The 16,989-nt window shown below is 61.6% G+C and carries 10 protein-coding genes; 2 read left to right on the top strand and 8 right to left on the bottom strand.

Translation table 11 applies throughout. The features are described from left to right. Positions 1 to 222 precede the first annotated feature (222 nt). The 5 genes from NO932_RS05680 to NO932_RS05660 all read right to left on the bottom strand — a co-directional run bounded on the left by NO932_RS05680 (position 223) and on the right by NO932_RS05660 (position 7,510). Complete coding sequence (locus NO932_RS05680; RefSeq protein ID WP_309162042.1) at positions 223 to 1,770, bottom strand: carbon-nitrogen hydrolase family protein; 1,548 nt, start codon at positions 1,768 to 1,770, stop codon at positions 223 to 225. 150 nt (positions 1,771 to 1,920) lie between these two features. After that, positions 1,921 to 2,946: a TRAP transporter substrate-binding protein gene (locus NO932_RS05675; RefSeq protein WP_309210127.1), complete on the bottom strand. Its 1,026-nt coding sequence runs from the start codon at positions 2,944 to 2,946 to the stop codon at positions 1,921 to 1,923. 129 nt (positions 2,947 to 3,075) lie between these two features. Further along, complete coding sequence (locus NO932_RS05670; RefSeq protein ID WP_309210126.1) at positions 3,076 to 4,215, bottom strand: PQQ-dependent sugar dehydrogenase; 1,140 nt, start codon at positions 4,213 to 4,215, stop codon at positions 3,076 to 3,078. A 91-nt stretch (positions 4,216 to 4,306) separates the two neighbouring features. After that, the gene (locus NO932_RS05665; RefSeq protein ID WP_309210125.1) at positions 4,307 to 5,017 is read right to left on the bottom strand and encodes a D-lyxose/D-mannose family sugar isomerase; all 711 of its coding nucleotides are present in this window, start codon (positions 5,015 to 5,017) and stop codon (positions 4,307 to 4,309) included. A 21-nt stretch (positions 5,018 to 5,038) separates the two neighbouring features. Further along, complete coding sequence (locus NO932_RS05660; RefSeq protein ID WP_309210124.1) at positions 5,039 to 7,510, bottom strand: glycoside hydrolase family 2 protein; 2,472 nt, start codon at positions 7,508 to 7,510, stop codon at positions 5,039 to 5,041. Positions 7,511 to 7,637: 127 nt separating this feature from the next. Between NO932_RS05660 and NO932_RS05655 the strand changes: the two genes are divergently transcribed. Then, positions 7,638 to 8,120 carry an isoprenylcysteine carboxylmethyltransferase family protein gene (locus NO932_RS05655; protein ID WP_309210123.1) on the top strand — a complete coding sequence of 161 codons (483 nt, stop codon included), beginning with the start codon at positions 7,638 to 7,640 and terminating at the stop codon, positions 8,118 to 8,120. 5 nt (positions 8,121 to 8,125) lie between these two features. Here NO932_RS05655 and NO932_RS05650 read toward each other — a convergent pair whose 3' ends face one another. Both NO932_RS05650 and NO932_RS05645 read right to left on the bottom strand, forming a co-directional pair. After that, positions 8,126 to 10,012: an ABC transporter ATP-binding protein gene (locus tag NO932_RS05650; protein ID WP_309210122.1), complete on the bottom strand. Its 1,887-nt coding sequence runs from the start codon at positions 10,010 to 10,012 to the stop codon at positions 8,126 to 8,128. 63 nt (positions 10,013 to 10,075) lie between these two features. Further along, a complete protein-coding gene (locus NO932_RS05645) occupies positions 10,076 to 11,941 on the bottom strand; it encodes an ABC transporter ATP-binding protein (RefSeq protein WP_309210989.1) in 1,866 nt (621 codons plus the stop codon). A gap of 539 nt (positions 11,942 to 12,480) precedes the next feature. Between NO932_RS05645 and NO932_RS05640 the strand changes: the two genes are divergently transcribed. Further along, a complete protein-coding gene (locus NO932_RS05640) occupies positions 12,481 to 14,091 on the top strand; it encodes an ATP-binding protein (RefSeq protein ID WP_309210121.1) in 1,611 nt (536 codons plus the stop codon). Here the strand turns inward: NO932_RS05640 and NO932_RS05635 are convergent. Beyond that, positions 14,088 to 16,985, bottom strand: a complete 2,898-nt coding sequence (locus tag NO932_RS05635) for a bifunctional [glutamine synthetase] adenylyltransferase/[glutamine synthetase]-adenylyl-L-tyrosine phosphorylase (protein ID WP_309210120.1) — start codon at positions 16,983 to 16,985, stop codon at positions 14,088 to 14,090. The genes NO932_RS05640 and NO932_RS05635 overlap by 4 nt on opposite strands. Positions 16,986 to 16,989 lie beyond the last annotated feature (4 nt).

Below are 16,989 nucleotides of genomic sequence, written 5' to 3'. Positions count from 1 at the left end.
CCGAGACGCCGCCATAAGCCCAAAATCCCGGACGCAAGGGGCGATGATCGCTTCATACTAACAAATACAGCACGAGGCGTTCATCGCCCCAGGCCGTCTATCGGGAGTGTTCCCAGGAAAAGTGGGAACCGGTTTTCCGGTTCGGGAACACGACCAATCAAAGTTCACAACCGCAGCGGGCGCCGCGTGCGGAGCTTGCGCACGCCCTTTATAAGCGGAAACTTATCCGCCATCCTTCCAGCGGATGCGATAAAGGTCGAAGCGGCGATCGCGCAAATTGCGCACGGCTCCCTGCGCCCGCGCCCATTGCAGTGTCGAGACATTGAGGTCACCCACTACCACCATCTCGACATTCTCGCTCGCTTCCGCCGCGATGCCGTCGCGGGCGAACGGCATGTCGGAGGGGGTATAGATCGCCGAATGGGCATAGTTGATATCGAGGTTGTCGACATTGGCCAGATTGCCGGTGATGCCCGAGGTCACCACGTAGCACTGGTTTTCGATGGTTCGCGCCTGGCAGCAGTATTTCACCCGCAAATGCCCCTGCCGCGTGTCCGTGCAGTACGGCACGAACATGATCCGCGCGCCCTGATCGGCCAACCGCCGCGCCACTTCGGGAAACTCGCTATCATAGCAGATCATCACCCCGATGGGCCCGCAATCGGTGTCGATCACATCCACCGTATCGCCGCCCACGATGCCCCAATAGTCCCGCTCGTCGGGGGTGGGATGCATCTTCTCCTGCGCGTGGATCGTCCCATCGCGCAGGAAGACGTAGCAGACGTTCTGGATGTCCTCATCCTCGGTGATCGTCGGATGAGAACCACCGATGATGTTGATGTTCCACTTGAGCGCCATCTGCTGCATGCGCTCGATGAATTGTGGCGTATATTCGGTCAGCCGCAGGATCGCCTCGTGCGGCGGCTTCTCCGGTTCGCTCGAAAGCAGCATCAGGGTGAAGAGTTCCGGGAACACCACGAAGTCCGACGCATAATCGGCCGCCACCTCTACGAAATACTGCATATGCTCGAAAAACGCCTCGGCATCGGCAAACCGCCGCGCTTCAAGCTGCACGGTGGTCACGCGCACCGTCTCCCGGCTGCGCCGATGCGCCGGCCGCCGTTCATCCTCTTCGTCATAACGCGGATTTCGCCACACCATCAGCGCCGCATGGCCACCGGAGGCCTTGTCGTCGGGATGGTAGTGGCGCAGCAGCATTTCGGGCTCGAACCCCAGCTTCATCTGGAAGCTCGCCACCGGATCGCGCACTTCGCGGTCCTTGACGGCCTGGAAATATTGCGTGATGCGCGGATAGTCCTTCTTGTTGCGCCGGAACCCCGGCAGCCGCCCGCCAAAGGCAATCCCCTTGAGCCAGAGTTCCTCGCACAGGCGCTGGCGGGCTTCGTACAGCCGTCGCCCGATCCGGTTGCGCTGCCGGCCGGGATCGACGCAGACTTCGACGCCATAGAGCCACTCGCCCTTGGCGTTGTGAAGGCTCGCATAGCCAGCCCCTGTGATGTTCTCCCAGGTGTGCTGGCGGAAAATCTGCTTCTCGCTGAGCTGCAGCGTCGCCGCATAGCCTACGATCTGTCCGTCATAGACGGCCACGAACTGCCCCTCCGGAAAGGCGTTGATTTGTCCCCGTATGGTGCCGGCCAGGTAGGGTCCTTCCTCGGGATAGACCCGCTCGGTCAGCTTGATGATGGCCGGGATGTCGCGAATCTTGGCTGTCCGAACCTCGAGGAGGGGCTTGTCGGAAAGTTTGGGCACAGGGTGGTCTCACTGATTGAGCGGCAGGCTTTCCGGTTTAATGCACAGCCGATCGGGCAAGTTCAACCGTTGTCATTCCGGGATCGAGTGAACCCTTCCACGCTTCGCTCGATTTATCCCGCCCCCTCCCTCTGGGCGATACTGCCGAATTTACGAACCGCTCTCCTCGTCCACCAGTTCCACGGCCCGCACATAAAGGCCTCGCCCGTCGATCCCGGCCGCTTCGGTCTCTGCGAACCAATTGTCGATGGTCACCTGCGCCGCCGCGCGCCAACGCTCGGTCTCATCGGCGCCGAGCGTCACGATCGTATTGCCCGCCGCCACCGCAGCCGCCCGCGCCACCACATCATCGGCATCATTGGCGGCGCCGAACCGCCCTGCCCATTCGATCCCCATATTGGCGTCGATCACCGCGCGCAGGTCGTCGGGCAGGCGGTCATAGGCGTCGCGGTTCATCACGAAGGCGAAGGTTTGCGTATAAAGCCCGTGATCGCCCGCGAACTCGGTGTGATGCCCGACGATCTCGCTGGTCCGCAGGGCCAGCGTCACCTGCCAGGGAATGGTCGCCGCATCGATCGTTCCCCTTAAGAGCGCCTCGGGCACTTCAGGTACCGGCATGCCGATCGGCTCGGCCCCGAGATCGGCCAGCATGGCGCTGATGACACGCGAGCCTCCCCGGATCTTCATGCCCTCGATATCCTCCAGCGCGGTGATGGGATCACGCGAGTGGAAAATCCCAGGTCCATGCGTGTGGACGGCAATGAGCTTGACGCCCGCAAATTCGTCCATGGCGTGTTCTTGAACGAAGCGCTGGAACGCCCGCGAGGTATCCTCGGCATTGGTCACCAGAAACGGCATCTCGAACACTTCGGACTTCGGAAAACGTCCGGGCGTGTACCCCAGAACCGTCCAGGCGAGGTCCACTACCCCGTCCCTCGCCTGATCGAAGAGATTGGCCGGCGCTCCGCCGAGCATCATGGATGGGTAGAACTCAATTGCGATCCTGCCGCCCGATTGCTCCTCGACCGCTTCGGCCCATGGGACCAGTCCGTCCCGGGGCACGCTGTCGGTCATGGGCAGGAAGTGGTGCAGCCTCAGCGTGACGTCCTGGGCCGAAACGGGCAAAGCAAGGCAAACGCCGACGAGCGCTGCCGCAACGGATTTTCTGAAGAACATGAAAGGTCCCTGCATGCGCGGGACCAGCAAGGATGCCTCTCACCCTGTGCGAGTTCGATCCCGCTCCGGGTACTGGACATGATGACCCGGGCACCGGTTCCCCCGATGCCCGGATTTTCTAGCGCAGGCTTATTCGGCGCTCAACCGCAGAATTTCGCCGGCTTCCGCGTCGGTCACCAGATAGATGGCGTCATCTGGACCCTGAACGACATCGCGGATGCGATGAGGAAATTCGTCACCGAACAGGAACTCGTCGCCTAGAACCTCTTCGCCGTCGAGGTCGACGCGGATCACATCGGTACCGGCCAGGGCACCGAAGAACGCATCGCCCTGCCACTCGGGGAACATCTCGCCGGTATAGAACAGAAGACCGGAGGGAGCGGGCGAAGGCACCCAGGTGCGCTCGGCCGGAATCAGGTCCTCGGGCAGCTCTTCCGGCGGATTGATGGGATCGCCGGTATATTCGGTGCCTTCGGTCAAAAGCGGCCAGCCGAAATTGCCACCCTCGACAACCTTGTTGAGCTCGTCGCCACCACGCGGACCGTGCTCGGCAACCCAGAGCTGACCGGTTTCGGGGTGCAGATCGGCGCCCTGCATGTTGCGGTGACCGTAGCTCCAGATTTCAGGCAGCGCGCCTTCGGTATCCACGAACGGGTTATCCTCGGGCACCGTGCCATCTGGCAGAATGCGGATCATCTTGCCGAGGTGGGAATCGAGGTCCTGCGCCTGGACGCGGAACTCGGCATCGGAGCGCTCGCCCGTGGTGATGAAGAGGTAGCCGTCATTATCAAAGGTCAGGCGCGAACCGAAATGAAGCGTGGAGGGCAGTTTGGGTTGCTGGGAGAAGATGACCTCGACATCGGTCAATTCCGTCATGTCTTCGCTCAACACGCCGCGTGCCACGGCGGTCGAGTTGGTTCCCTCTTCCTGGCCGGCTTCGGCGAAGCTGAGATAGACATAGCGGTTGGTTTCAAATTCGGGATCGAGGGCCACGTCTAGCAGCCCGCCTTGTCCTTCGTAAACCACCTCGGGAACACCAGCGATCGGCTCGGAGATTTCGCCGTCCGCCGTCACGTGACGCAGATTGCCGGGCCGCTCGGTCACCAGCATGCTTTCGTCGGGGAGAAAGACCAGTCCCCATGGGAATTCCAGGCCTTCCACGAATGGCTCGAGCGTTACCGCTCCGTGTTCGGTTTCATAGGTCTGGGCAAGAGCGGGCGTCACCAACGCGGTCGCACATGCCAAAGCGATAAGGGATGTTTTAAACACACTGACCTCCTCAAAGTTTATTGCGAACACGCAATAAGGGAGGGGCAAGTTTGTTCCGACAATGGCGATCACGAATTAGTCAGGAAAAAAATCAGTAGCCCGAGCGGCCCGCCGCGCCGAACCATTTTTCATAGTCGGAAACGAGCAGGTGGATGGGGTCCACGTCCTCCTCGATTGCCGAGAACCGGCCAATCGGATCGAGGAACGTGTTGTCGGTGCGGTCGTCGTTGACCGTCGAGACCTCGCCGATCAGCACGTCGCCGCCCTCTCCCCAGAATTTGTGCCAATTGCCCGGCAGCAGCGTGACGCTTTCCCCCGGCGACAGCTCGAGAATGCCGCCGGCGGGCAGCACGCGACGGATGCCATCGGTGAAAACCGTGACCTCGCCGGTGGTGTCGATACCCGTCCCGGTGCCGTCGTCGTTGTAAAGTTGCAGCGCCAAGGTGGCGCCGCCGCGATTGATAATGTCCTCGGCCTTGATGGTATGCCGGTGCATCGGGGAAATCTGATCCTGGCGCGAAATCATGATCTTTTCGGCGTAGAGCATTCCGCGCCCCTTGCCGAGATCGGCCGCATCGCCATTGCGCACGGTGAACAGGAACAGCCCCAGGGCATCGAAATCGCCCTGGCCGTAATCGGTCACGTCCCAGCCTAGGCCGCCCCTGACGATGTTGCCGATTTCGTCGGCGCGATCCTTCATCTCGGACGGCGTCCAATAGGCAAAGGGGGGCAGAATATAACCGAAGGACCGGATGAACTCGTCGGCCTGGGAGATGATCTCATTGACGCGGGATCGCTTCATCCCCAGTGCTCCATAAATCAGTCAATAGGTCTGCGCCAAATGGCTGATCCTCAAGCTGTTTTGGAGATCGTCCAGACTTGGTGCCGCGCCTTTACGGGGGATGAAGCTAAGGGTAACGCCGCGCCCGGGCAAGAGCGTCACACAGTTGTCCGAGAAATATCCCGCGCAATCGGAGTGCGCCGTGACAAAGAAGGCACAGGCGTCCGATTGCAGGGTCAGGTGGTGGCCAGTGTCGTCGCTATGCCAAGCGGCGCTGACCTGCGCGGCGGGCAGATTGTAGTACTTGTATGCGCGCGGAAAAAAATCGTTGGTCCCAATCAGATTTCCATCGCGGTCCCGCCATTCGAGCAGAACGAAACGATCCTCACCGACGGCCTCGAGCGGCACGCGAACCAGTTCGGATGCAGATTCAAGCCCCAGGGAAATGTCGAGCCTATGCAGAGGGTTGGCCTGGCCATCCATTCCAACGAGCGACACGTCGAGGATGATATCGGTGGCTGCCGGCCCATCGTTCATCCCCTTGATGACGATCTCTCCGCCCTCGGGCACGGCGACAATGTTGATCGGCGCGAAGAAGCGTTTGGCGAGGTAGTGCAGCAGCTTCCACTGCCCGCCATAGTCGAGGCTGGACCAGCTCGCCACGGGCCAGATGTCGTTGATCTGCCAATAGAGCGTACCCATGCAGCGCGGTTTCGTGGAGCGCCAGAACTCGATGGCCGTCTTGATGGCAAGCCCCTGCTGGACCTGGGAGAGGAACACCATCTCCTCAAAGCCCTTGGGGAAGCGGAAATAGCGGCACATGGTTTCGAGAATGCGCGCATTGCCGCCATCGTTGCGCTGGTGCGTTTCCATCACGGGCGAGGAGGGATTCCGGTCTCCAGGCTCGGTGAAGGTCTCGATGACATTCATCGAGGTGAAGGACTGAAAGCCGAATTCGGACGCAAAACGCGGCTGGACGGTGCGGTAGTGCTCGAACGGCTTAGCCGAGTGCCAGACGTCCCAGAAATGCATGTCGCCGCGCGTGTCTACATGCCAGCCATCGGCGAAATCCATATAACCCAGCGAAGGCGAAGAGGGCCAAAAGCGCCGCTGCGGATCCTCGTCTGCGACGATGTCGGAGAGGAGCTTGGACATGCGGTCGTAGTTGGCGAGGTGGCGGTCGCGATTGGCACGGGTTTCCGGATACCAATTGAGCGAACCGATCACCTCGTTGTCGCCACACCAGAGGGCGATCGAGGCATGGTGGGAAAGCCGACGCACCTGCTGGGTGATCTCGGTCGCAACATCAGCCAAAAAAGCGCGGTCGGACGGGTACGGCATGCAGGAGAACATGAAATCCTGCCAGACCAGCAGGCCGAGTTCGTCGCAGAGATCGTAGAACCAATCCGGCTCGTACTGGCCTCCGCCCCAGACACGCAGCATATTGTAATTCGCAGCCTTGGCGCTTTCGAGGAGATCTCGGACCGTTTCCGGCGTGATGCGCGAGGGAATGGCATCTGCCGGAATCCAGTTGGCGCCCATCATGGTGATGTCACGGCCGTTGATCCGGCATTTGAAGCTGTGATCGATGGCGTCGGGCTCGACCACCCATTCGAGCTTGCGCAGGCCGATCTTGCGGACGGTCACCTCACCGTCGACATCGGTTCTCAGATCATAGAGCGGCTGATCCCCCTGCCCGCTCGGCCACCACAGTTCCGGATCGTGGACGACGAGCATGTGAGTAAAGAGGTTCTCACCCTTTTTGACGGCAACGGAGCCACCGATTTCCTGCCCGTCGAAGGTATGGATGAGGGTGATTTCACCATCGCCGAAGGCATGGACGCGGGTTTTGATTTCCAGCGTCACCGCTCCGTCCTCGTGATGCTGATCGACCTGCACGCTCTCGGTGCGAGCGAGAGGGACACGCCGCAGCTCCATCCGGCCATAGACCCCGATGGGCATTAAACAGATGCCCCAGTCCCAGCCCGCGTGGCAGGCTGCCTTGCGCACGAAATTAAGGTGGGCCACCTTCTGGTTCATGGCCGCATAGGGAATGGCAAACGGGTGCGCGTCGGCGCGAGCCTGAGCCACTTCGGGAACGGCGGCAAACGCTATGGTAAGCGTATTCTCGCCCGGCCGGACCTTGCCGGTGACGTCGATATCGTAGCGGATGAACTGGTTCTGCGTCTCGGCGATCGCCTCACCATTGAGCAGCACCGTGGCAAGGCAATCGACTTCGGAAAGCGTCAGCGTAAGAAAGCCGTCGGCCATATCGGCGGGCACATCAAAAGCGCGCTCGACCGTCCACGGGGTTTTGTACACCCAAGCGACCGCATCTTCATTCTGCCCGAAATAGGGATCGGGAATTTCGCCTGCTTCGAGCAAGGCGGTGTGCACGTCGCCAGGCAGGTGGATGTCCCCGCGCCAACCGCGTTCCGGCGCTGTGAGCGTGAAGCGTCCGCCAAGGTCGATGGTCTTGTAATCGATTGCAGTCCTGGGGTGGACATCGGCCATGGCGTTCTCCTCCTGGTGCTTGGGGCTGATTGTCGTGAGCGGCGAACGCCCATCCGAAAGCCTTCTACTCTACCCTCATCTCGCGCTAAAAGAGAAATCGGCGCAAGCAAACGCGCAGGAGGACACCATGCCCGAGCCCGAACGCGACAATCCGGGGCTGCCGCACCTGCCACCGACCTATCCGGTGCTGTTTCTCGTCGTGGCCGTGATCCTCGATTGGCTCTTTCCCATCGCCATTCTTCCCGCGCCAGCGTTCATGTCGTTAAATACCTTGGCCGGCGTTGTTCTTGTCGCCTTTGGTTTGGGGCTGGATTTCTGGGCCTATCGCGTGATGCAGGCAGCAGGAACGCATGCGGAGCCGTTCAAGCCCACGACGACCATCGTGTCGCACGGGCCATTCAGCTTTACGCGCAACCCGATGTATGTGGGGTTCCTTCTGGCCTACACCGGGCTGACGCTGATCTTTGCGCTCGAATGGGGGCTCTTTGCCCTACCCGTGCTGTGGCTGGTTCTCGACCGCGTGGTCGTTACGCGCGAGGAGGCATATCTCATGCGCAAGTTTGGCGCGACCTATGCGCATTATCTGACGCATACCCGCCGCTGGCTTTAGCTTGGCTATTCGGCGGCATTTTCGAGATCGAGGAAGCCGCCGGATTGCCGCCCCCAGAGCCGCGCATAGTGGCCGCCGCGCGCCAGCAACTCCTCGTGCGTTCCCTCTTCTACGATCCTTCCATGATCGAGGATCACGAGGCGGTCCATGGCGGCGATGGTCGAAAGACGGTGAGCGATGGCGATCACCGTCTTGCCTTCCATGAGCCGATCGAGCTGGCTCTGGATCGCCGCTTCGACTTCGCTGTCGAGCGCCGATGTGGCTTCGTCGAGCACCAGGATCGGCGCGTCCTTGAGCAGCACGCGCGCAATGGCGATACGCTGGCGCTGCCCGCCCGACAGCTTGACCCCGCGCTCGCCGACCTGGGCGTCATAACCGGATCGCCCGCGATGGTCCTGGAGCTGCATGATGAACTCATGGGCTTCGGCACCCTTGGCGGCCGCGATCATCTCCTCTTCGGAGGCATCAGGCTTGCCGAACATGATGTTGGCCCGGACCGAACGGTGCAGCAACGCTGTATCCTGGGTGACGACGCCAATATTGGCGCGCAGGGATTCCTGGGTGACCTTGGACACATCCTGCCCGTCGATCAGAATACGGCCGCTCTCGACATCGTAGAAGCGCAGCAGGAGATTGACGAGCGTCGACTTGCCGGCCCCCGAATGGCCGACCAGCCCGACCTTTTCGCCCGGTGCAATGGAGAGGTTGACGCCTTCGATAATGCCGCTCTCGCGGCCATAATGGAATTTGACGTTGTCGAAATTGACCGCCGCTTCGGTCACCTGCAGTGGCTTGGCATCGGGCGCATCGGTGAGATCGAGCGGCTGGGCAATGGTCTCCATCGCATTCTGGGCGACACCGAAATGGCGCATCATGCCGTTGAGCTGCCCCATAAGGCGCATCTGCATCATGTTGAGGCGCAGAACGAGGCTGAGGGTGAAGGCAATGGCGCCTACGGTTATGGCATTCGTCGTCCAGAGGTGGATCGAAAGCGCACCGAAAGCGAGAATCATAACCGCGCTCAAAAGACCCATGACGGCACGAAGCCCGCTCCCCAGCCGAGCCAGACGGGTCGCCGAAGCCAGGAACCGCTCGAAGCCCTTCTTGACGTAGGTGTCGTTATCCTCGGCGCTGCCGAACAAGCGCAACGTCTGGATGTTGGCGAAACTGTCGGTGATCCGGCCATTGAGGACCGAGGCATTCTCGGCGTTTTCGGCAGCGCGGTTGCGCATGCGCGGCACGAAATAACGCGCCATGGCCAACACCGTGCCGATCCAGATGACCACCAGCGCGGCCATGCGCCAGTCGAGCTGGGCGAAAAGGAAGATCGTCGTGCCGGCAAAGATCGTCAGCGCCCAACCGATCTGGATGACGCTGGCGACGAAATCGTTGAGCGACTGGGCGGCCTGGGAAACCTTGGTGACCAGCCGGCCCGCGAAATCATCGTTGAAGAACCGGATCGACTGACGCGAGACATAGGCATAGGTCTGCCAGCGCACCATGGTGGTGAAGCCGCGCCCGATGGTTTGCTCTTCAACGAGCGCCTGGAGCGCCGGCGCGATGAAACGGCCGACAACGACCACGCCCAGCATCACCGCCAGTTCAGTGCCATGCGCAGCAATAAAGCCGGTCCATCCACCGGCTGCATCGCTGGATTCGAGCAGGTCGATAAGCCGGCCCATGTAGAAAAAGAACAGGGCCTCAAACAGCGAAGTGAGGCCCGTGAAAGCAAGAACCGCCAGGTAAGGCGCCTTGGCCTGGCTGATATAGTACCAGAGAAATGCCCAGATCGTGTCGGGCGGCTGCACGTTACCCTTGCGGCCGAACGGATCGATCCATGTTTCGAAAACGCGGGAAATGCGCGCGGGCAGGCTGAGAGAGTCTTGCTTCATATCCGTCAAAATAAGACCTCTCCAGAATATATCAAGATATATCTTTAAGCCTGCCCGCCACGCTCATTGTGCAGCAACCTCTTCGGCCTCGGCATCGATGAAACCACCCGATTGCCGCGCCCACAAGCGGGCATATGTGCCGCCGGCAGCCACCAGTTCGGCATGCGTGCCCTGCTCGACCACCCTGCCTTCCTCGAGGATGATCAGCCGGTCCATCGCCGCGATGGTCGAAAGCCGGTGAGCGATGGCGATCACCGTCTTGCCTTCCATGAGCATGTCGAGCTGGCTCTGGATGGCGGCTTCAACCTCGGAATCGAGCGCCGACGTTGCCTCGTCCAGCACCAGGATCGGAGCATCCTTGAGCAGAACGCGCGCGATCGCAATGCGTTGCCGCTGCCCGCCGGAAAGCTTGACGCCGCGCTCACCCACGTGAGCGTCATAACCGGTGCGGCCCTTGGCATCGACGAGGCCGAGGATGAAATCATGGGCCTCGGCTTGCCGAGCCGCCGCATACATCTCCTCGTCGGTCGCATCCGGCCGGCCATATTTGATGTTGTCGCGCACGGAACGATGCAGCAGCGAAGTATCCTGGGTCACAACTCCGATATTGGCACGTAGCGAATCCTGGGCCACCGACGCAACGTCCGTGCCGTCGATGAACACATGCCCGCTCTGACGGTCATAAAAGCGCAGCAGCAGGTTGACGACGGTCGACTTGCCCGCACCCGACCGTCCGACAAGGCCGATCTTCTCGCCCGGGCGAATGTGCAGATTCAGCCCTTCAATCACCTTGGTGGACCCGTCATCGCCCTTTTTGCCGTAGTTGAAGGCGACATCCTTGAAGGCGATCTCGCCCTTGACCCGTTCGAGCCGCGGCGCGTCGGGTTCATCGGCGACCATGGCCGGGAGCGAGAGCGAATTGATGCCATCGCGCACCGTGCCGATGTTTTCGAACAGCGCCGACATTTCCCACATGATCCACTGGCTCATGCCCTGAAAGCGCATGACGATGGCGGCCGCAGCTGCGACCGCGCCTGCGGTCACCGTGTCGCTGAGCCAGAGCTGGATACCGACGAAGCCCACCGCGAACAACAGCAACGCGTTGAGCACGGTGATCGCCTGGTTGAGGATGGTGACGTAACGCATCTGGGCGTGGACGGTCTGGAGGAACTCATCCATCGCCTCATGGGCATAACTCTCCTCCCGGCTCGAATGGGAGAACAGCTTGACGGTCGCGATATTGGTGTAGCTGTCAACGATGCGGCCCGTCATCATCGAGCGCGCGTCGGCCTGGCGCTCGGAAATGCGCCCCAGTTTAGGCACGTAGTAATAGATGAGCCCGCCATAGGCGACGATCCAGACGACAAACGGAAGCGCCAACCAAATGTTGTTCATCGCCGCGAGCACCACCGCGCCGATGAAGTACACGACGACGTAGTTGAGCACGTCGAGCAGCTTCATCACCGTTTCACGCACGGCCAATGCCGTCTGCATCACCTTGGTGGCGATCCGGCCGGCGAACTCGTCCTGGAAGTAGCTCATCGACTGGCGGATCAGGTACCGGTGCGCCATCCAGCGGATACGCTGCGGGAAATTGCCCAACAGCGTCTGATGGATGATGAGATTGGAAAGCAGTCCAAGCACCGGCAGTACGACAAGCACGAACAGGCTCATCCACAGCAGCGTCGGCCCCTCATCGGTAAGGAAGGTCTCCTTGTTCGCTCCCGACAGCCAATCGATGACGCTGCCGAGAAAGCCGAACAACGCGATCTCGCCCAGGGCAACCAGGGTCGTGAGCACCGCCATGATGGCGAGCGGAAGTTTGACGCCCTGCATGTAGCGCAGACAGAACGCGACGATGGATTTCGGCGGCTGCGCGGGCGGCTGTGGCGGATACGGGTTGAGAAGATTTTCGAACCAGCGGAACATCGGAATTACCCGAGGGAAGAGAAGCGGCATTACCGTCGACGCCTTCCCACATGCGCAGACGGAAATGGGTCAAATAATTTAGCAAGCCTGAACTTGATAAATTCGCCGGTGGCGATCGTCAAGCCCATGCCGGAGACAAGGACGGCCCATCGCAGCCGCCCCCGACACCGGGAGAGCGCTTCGCGAGCCAATCAGATTACCACCTTCGAGCGCGAGTCGCATGGCACTGGCATGACAGAAGCCGCCCGAGGACCGCCGCGCAGTGGCACCGTTAACAAAGTGGAAATATTTTTCACAGGCGCTAAGTGACTCTGCCGACTCTACAATTTCCAGGCAAGCGGCAGGCGGCAAAAAATGCCTATGGACAAGAGTCAATGTGTTGATTCAAAGTCTTAGCATCACTCAATCGGTGGGGGCAGCCGCGAAAACCGGCTGGTTCAAGCATGGGATCGGCGGAGACATCCGGCGTCAGCGGAAAGGGATTCGAGGCACAGCCATCAGGTGCCACCCGTCGGATTTTGGCACTGCCCGAACTCTCATTGCCCACTCTTGCCGCACTCGTCGTCACCATAGCATCGGCTGCATCGTTCCTCGCTTTCGACATGGTGCGCACCGAGGCGGATTTAAGGGACCGAGCGGCACTTATAGCCACGCTTGCGGCAACGCAGATCAGTCCCGAGCAGCTTGACGCCTTGCCGCAAGACACCATCGCCATTCCACCCGCACTGGCCAGCGACGCCCATCTGGCCGTCAGCGACAGCCTGGGTACGGTCGTGTTCAGCACTGCGCCGGGGAGCGATCCCTTCAGCCTCGCAGACTACATCCATGCCGCCGCGCCTTTAGCCGACGGCGCAGGGCGGATCTCCGTCTTCGTTCCGAAAGGCAAGATCCTCGACAATCTGATCCTGAGCCATGGCTGGATCATCGCCGCACTGTTGACGGGGCTTTTCCTTCTGTTCCGCGATCGAGGCCGAAACGCTGGATCGGTCAACAACCTGAACCGCCTCATGCTCCCGGCGATCGAGGCCGTACCCTACGGTCTTGCGCATTGGCGCGAGGATGGGCGCCTGGTTTGCGCCAACCCCGCCTTTGGCCGCCTGCTACGGCTGCAATCGATCTGCACGACACCAGGCACGCCCTACTCCGCCGTCAGCCGAACCATCTCAGGCAAGATTTCCGCACGGCCGGTTCTTGATGTGGCGCGCCAGCGTGTCGTCGAAGTCGAGCGCAGCGACGGAACCGTAATCATGCTGGACGAACGCCCCTGCCCCTCGGGGGGGTTCGTGACCATCGTGACCGACATCACCGAACGCAAGGCCGCCGATCGCATGCTCAGCGCCATCCGCGAGGAGCAAAAGAGCCTCGCCCGGCGCTACCATGAAGAAAAGATAAGGGCGGAAGCATCGAGCCGTGCCAAAACCAGCTTTCTGGCCCATCTCTCCCACGACATTCGTACCCCGCTCAATCACATCATCGGTTTCGCCGACATGATCCGGCTCGAGACCTTCGGCCCGCTGGGCGATCCCAAATACAAATCCTACGTTGCCGACATCAAGCGCGCCGGCGAAAAGCTGCTGTCTTCGTTTGCCGAGATCCTCGAATACGCCGAGCTCGAAGGTGGCCGCAAAGCGTTAAAGCGCGAGCCCGTATCGCTAAGAGACCTGCTTTCCGGGTGCTCGGCGCGGTTTGAAAGCCGCGCGGCGCGAGCCGGCGTGAGGCTTGAAATCGCTGGCGAGGCGCGCGGCTGGCTTTCGGCGGATCGACACTATCTCGATCGCATGCTGGCCAACCTCATCGACAACGCCTTGCGCTTCACGCCCCAGGGCGGGCTCATCCGGGTAGCCGCCTGGCCGGCCGGCGACGGGGTCGTGCTCGAGGTCACCGACACCGGCACGGGAATGACCGAGGAGCAGATGTCGCGGCTCTCCCAGCCCTTCGCCCTCTCGGACGCTGCGTTCGCCCGCCAGCATGCAGGCATCGGCCTGGGGATCGCCATTGCCCGCGCCATTGCCGAACACAGCGGCGGAAGGCTGGCCATCGATTCACTCGAAGGGATCGGCACCACTGTGGCCATATCGCTCCCCTTGGCGCGGGGCGGGGAAATCCCGCAAGCTCCTGTTGCCATCATGCCCGACCGGGCTGCGGCCTAGCCCTTCATTTGAGCATAGAACTGCGCCGCAGCCGCGCTCACTTCGTCCCGCATCGCGGCTATGTCGGCCTCAAGGCGCGAGAAGTCCGGATAATTGGTTCGCCGCGCCACCAATTCCCGAAACGCGGGCGTCCATCCCTCATCCTTGAGCGGATCGATGAGGCAGGCGCTCATCAATTGCAGGATGTTGCTGTAGGTCGTGTGGATTTCGGCCAGCCGCTCGCCTTTGGCCAAAATTCCCGTTTCGCTTAGCTGCAGCAGCACGCGGACCGGTGGAGCTTGGGGAATACCAAGCGCTTCACCTTCGAGAAGCTGAGCGGTCTGGGCAATGAATTCGAGATCGACCAACCCACCTTGGTGGAGCTTGAGATCGAAGGGATGCCGCGGCGGGCGCTCCTTGGCCATGAGGGCGCGCATATCCAGAACGTCGCCGACGATCTTTGCCCGATCGCGCGGCAAGGCCATGATTTCTGCAATCTCGCCCTCGACGGTCTGAGGTAGATCCTTGTCACCGATGAAAAGCCGAGCCCGGGTCAGCGCCAAATGCTCCCAGGTCCATGCCTCGTCGCGCTGATAGGCGCGGAAGCGCCTGAGGCTGGTCGCCAAGGGTCCGGCATTGCCCGAGGGGCGCAGGCGCATATCCGCCTCGTAAAGCACGCCCTCGGCAGTGGGTGCCGAAATGGCGGCGATCAGGCGCTGGGTCAGGCGCGTGAAATATGTCGAAACGTCCAGCGCCCGTTCGCCATCCGAGCCCGCGCTTCCCTCGGGCACGTCATAGAGCAGAATAAAGTCGAGGTCGGATGTCAGCGTCATTTCCCGGCTGGCCATTTTGCCGAAAGCCAACAGGCCAACGCGGGCGCCGGGCACCGCGCCGTGACGTTCGGCGAAATTCTCCCGGACGGCCGCAAAGAGGCGCGCAAGCAGCGTTTCGGCCAAAGCCGTGAACTGCCGCCCGGCCTGTTCAGCCGACAGCGCGCCGCCCACCAGACCTGCCGCGATCAGGAATTTCTGCTCCTGACCGATGATGCGGGCCCTGTCGATCAGATCCTCGAAGCTGCGGGCCTCGGCAAGGAACGCATCGACGCTGGCGACCAGCGACTCCGAAGTCGCGATATAGCCGACAAAGGATGGATCGATCAGCCCATCCACCACATGGGCGCGATGGATCACCGCTTCGGCCAACCGAGGGGCGGAGGACATGAAATCGAGCAAAAGCTGGCGCAGATAGGCGTGATTGCGCAGCAGCGCGAACATCTGGACGCCCGCCGGAAGGCGCGTCAGGAAATCGTTAAAGCGAGAGAAAGCCACATCGGCATTGCCGCTCTCGGCAAAGGTCTTGAGAAGCCCCGGAATGAGTTCGGTCAGATGCTCGCGCGCCTTGGCGGCACGCGTGGCGGCATAGCCGCCATAGTGCCATTTGCGGATGGTTGCCGACACAGCGGCAGGGCTGGAAAATCCCAGGCCAGCCAGAGTTTCCAGCGTATCGGGATCATCGTCGCTGCCGGTGAAGACGAGATTGCCCAATTCGCCCGAAAGGCTCTCGCCTTCCGAAAATAACTCGGCGTAATAATCCGAAACGCGCGACAATGCGGTCCGATAATCGGTTTCAAACTGCTCACGCGTTTCATAGCCCATCAGCAGGGCGATCTCGGCGACACCGTCCTCGGTTTCCGGCATCACGTGGGTCTGCTCATCGCGCAGCATCTGCAGGCGGTTTTCCACCGCGCGCAGGAACCAGTAGGTCTGCTCGAGATCCTGCGCGGTGTCCTCCCCGATCCATTTGCCGGCGACCAGCGCCGCCAGGGCCTCGACCGTGGGCCGCACGCGCAGATCGGGGTCGCGGCCGCCGGCGATCAATTGCTGGGTCTGGACGAAAAATTCGATCTCGCGGATACCGCCGCGCCCGAGCTTGACGTTGTGCCCCAGCACGCGCTCGGCGCCGACCTTGCGGTGAATATTGATCTGGCGCTTCATCGCCTGGATGTCGGCGATCATCGCGAAATCGAGATGCTTGCGCCAGATGAACGGGACAAGCTCCTTAAGGAACCTGTTGCCGAGCGCCAGATCTCCGGCGCATGGCCGCGCCTTGATCCAGGCAGCGCGCTCCCAGTTCTGTCCCCGCGATTCATAATAGCCCAGCGCCGCATCGACCGAGATCGCCACCGGCGTCGATCCCGGATCGGGGCGCAGGCGCACATCGGTGCGGAAGACATATCCGTCCGCCGTCCGGTCCTGCATGATCGCTACCAGCCGGCGAACGATGCGAACATAGAACTTGTTGTGATCCGCATCGGACGGCAGCACCCCCTGATGCGGATCATAGAAGGCGACGATATCGATATCGGAGGAATAGTTGAGTTCCTGCCCGCCATGCTTGCCGAGCGCGAAGATGGCGAGGCCGGAATGGGCGGCATCGGCTTTCTCGGGCGGCAGCGCCAACCTCCCATCCCGCGCCGATTCAGCCATCAGGAAGTCGATGGCTGCCTCAAGCGCGGCATCGGCGAGGTCGGACATGCAGCGTGTCGTCTCGCGGGCCGACCATACGCCACCAATCTCGGCCACCGCAGACAGGAGCGCCCCCCTGCCCTTACCTATCCGCAGGCGCCGTACCAGCTCCGCCTCGTCGGTTGATCGACCGGCGCCGCGCATGTCTTCGATCAGCGCCACGAAGCTTTCTTCGGGCTCCCGCCGCAGCGCGCCAGCGAACCATTGCGCGTGCCGTACCGCCAGGTCACGCAGGTATGGGGCTGTCACAAAGATCGGAGCGAGTGTCGATGCCGCCGCTTCAACGGCGGCACGGTCCTTCGGATCGTTTAGGGCAGCGAGCACGTCGGCGCAGCCGCGTTCGTCGGCACCGCCTGGCAGCGGGCGCAGTTTTTGGCCAAGTGCCGTCATAGTC

The sequence above is a fragment of the Pelagibacterium sp. 26DY04 genome (assembly GCF_031202305.1).
In the GTDB taxonomy this organism is placed as follows: Bacteria; Pseudomonadota; Alphaproteobacteria; order Rhizobiales; family Devosiaceae; genus Pelagibacterium.
Note: the sequence above shows the minus strand (reverse complement) of the source record. Positions and strands in the feature narration are given on the sequence as shown.

Bases quoted from the DNA above. Each gene is read 5' to 3' on its own strand.
- NO932_RS05650 (WP_309210122.1), bottom strand. From the start codon at position 10,012: ATGAAGCAAGACTCTCTCAGCCTGCCCGCGCGCATTTCCCGCGTTTTC.
- NO932_RS05645 (WP_309210989.1), bottom strand. From the start codon at position 11,941: ATGTTCCGCTGGTTCGAAAATCTTCTCAACCCGTATCCGCCACAGCCG.
- NO932_RS05635 (WP_309210120.1), bottom strand. From the start codon at position 16,985: ATGACGGCACTTGGCCAAAAACTGCGCCCGCTGCCAGGCGGTGCCGAC.
- NO932_RS05660 (WP_309210124.1), bottom strand. From the start codon at position 7,510: ATGGCCGATGTCCACCCCAGGACTGCAATCGATTACAAGACCATCGAC.
- NO932_RS05675 (WP_309210127.1), bottom strand. From the start codon at position 2,946: ATGTTCTTCAGAAAATCCGTTGCGGCAGCGCTCGTCGGCGTTTGCCTT.
- NO932_RS05665 (WP_309210125.1), bottom strand. From the start codon at position 5,017: ATGAAGCGATCCCGCGTCAATGAGATCATCTCCCAGGCCGACGAGTTC.
- NO932_RS05655 (WP_309210123.1), top strand. From the start codon at position 7,638: ATGCCCGAGCCCGAACGCGACAATCCGGGGCTGCCGCACCTGCCACCG.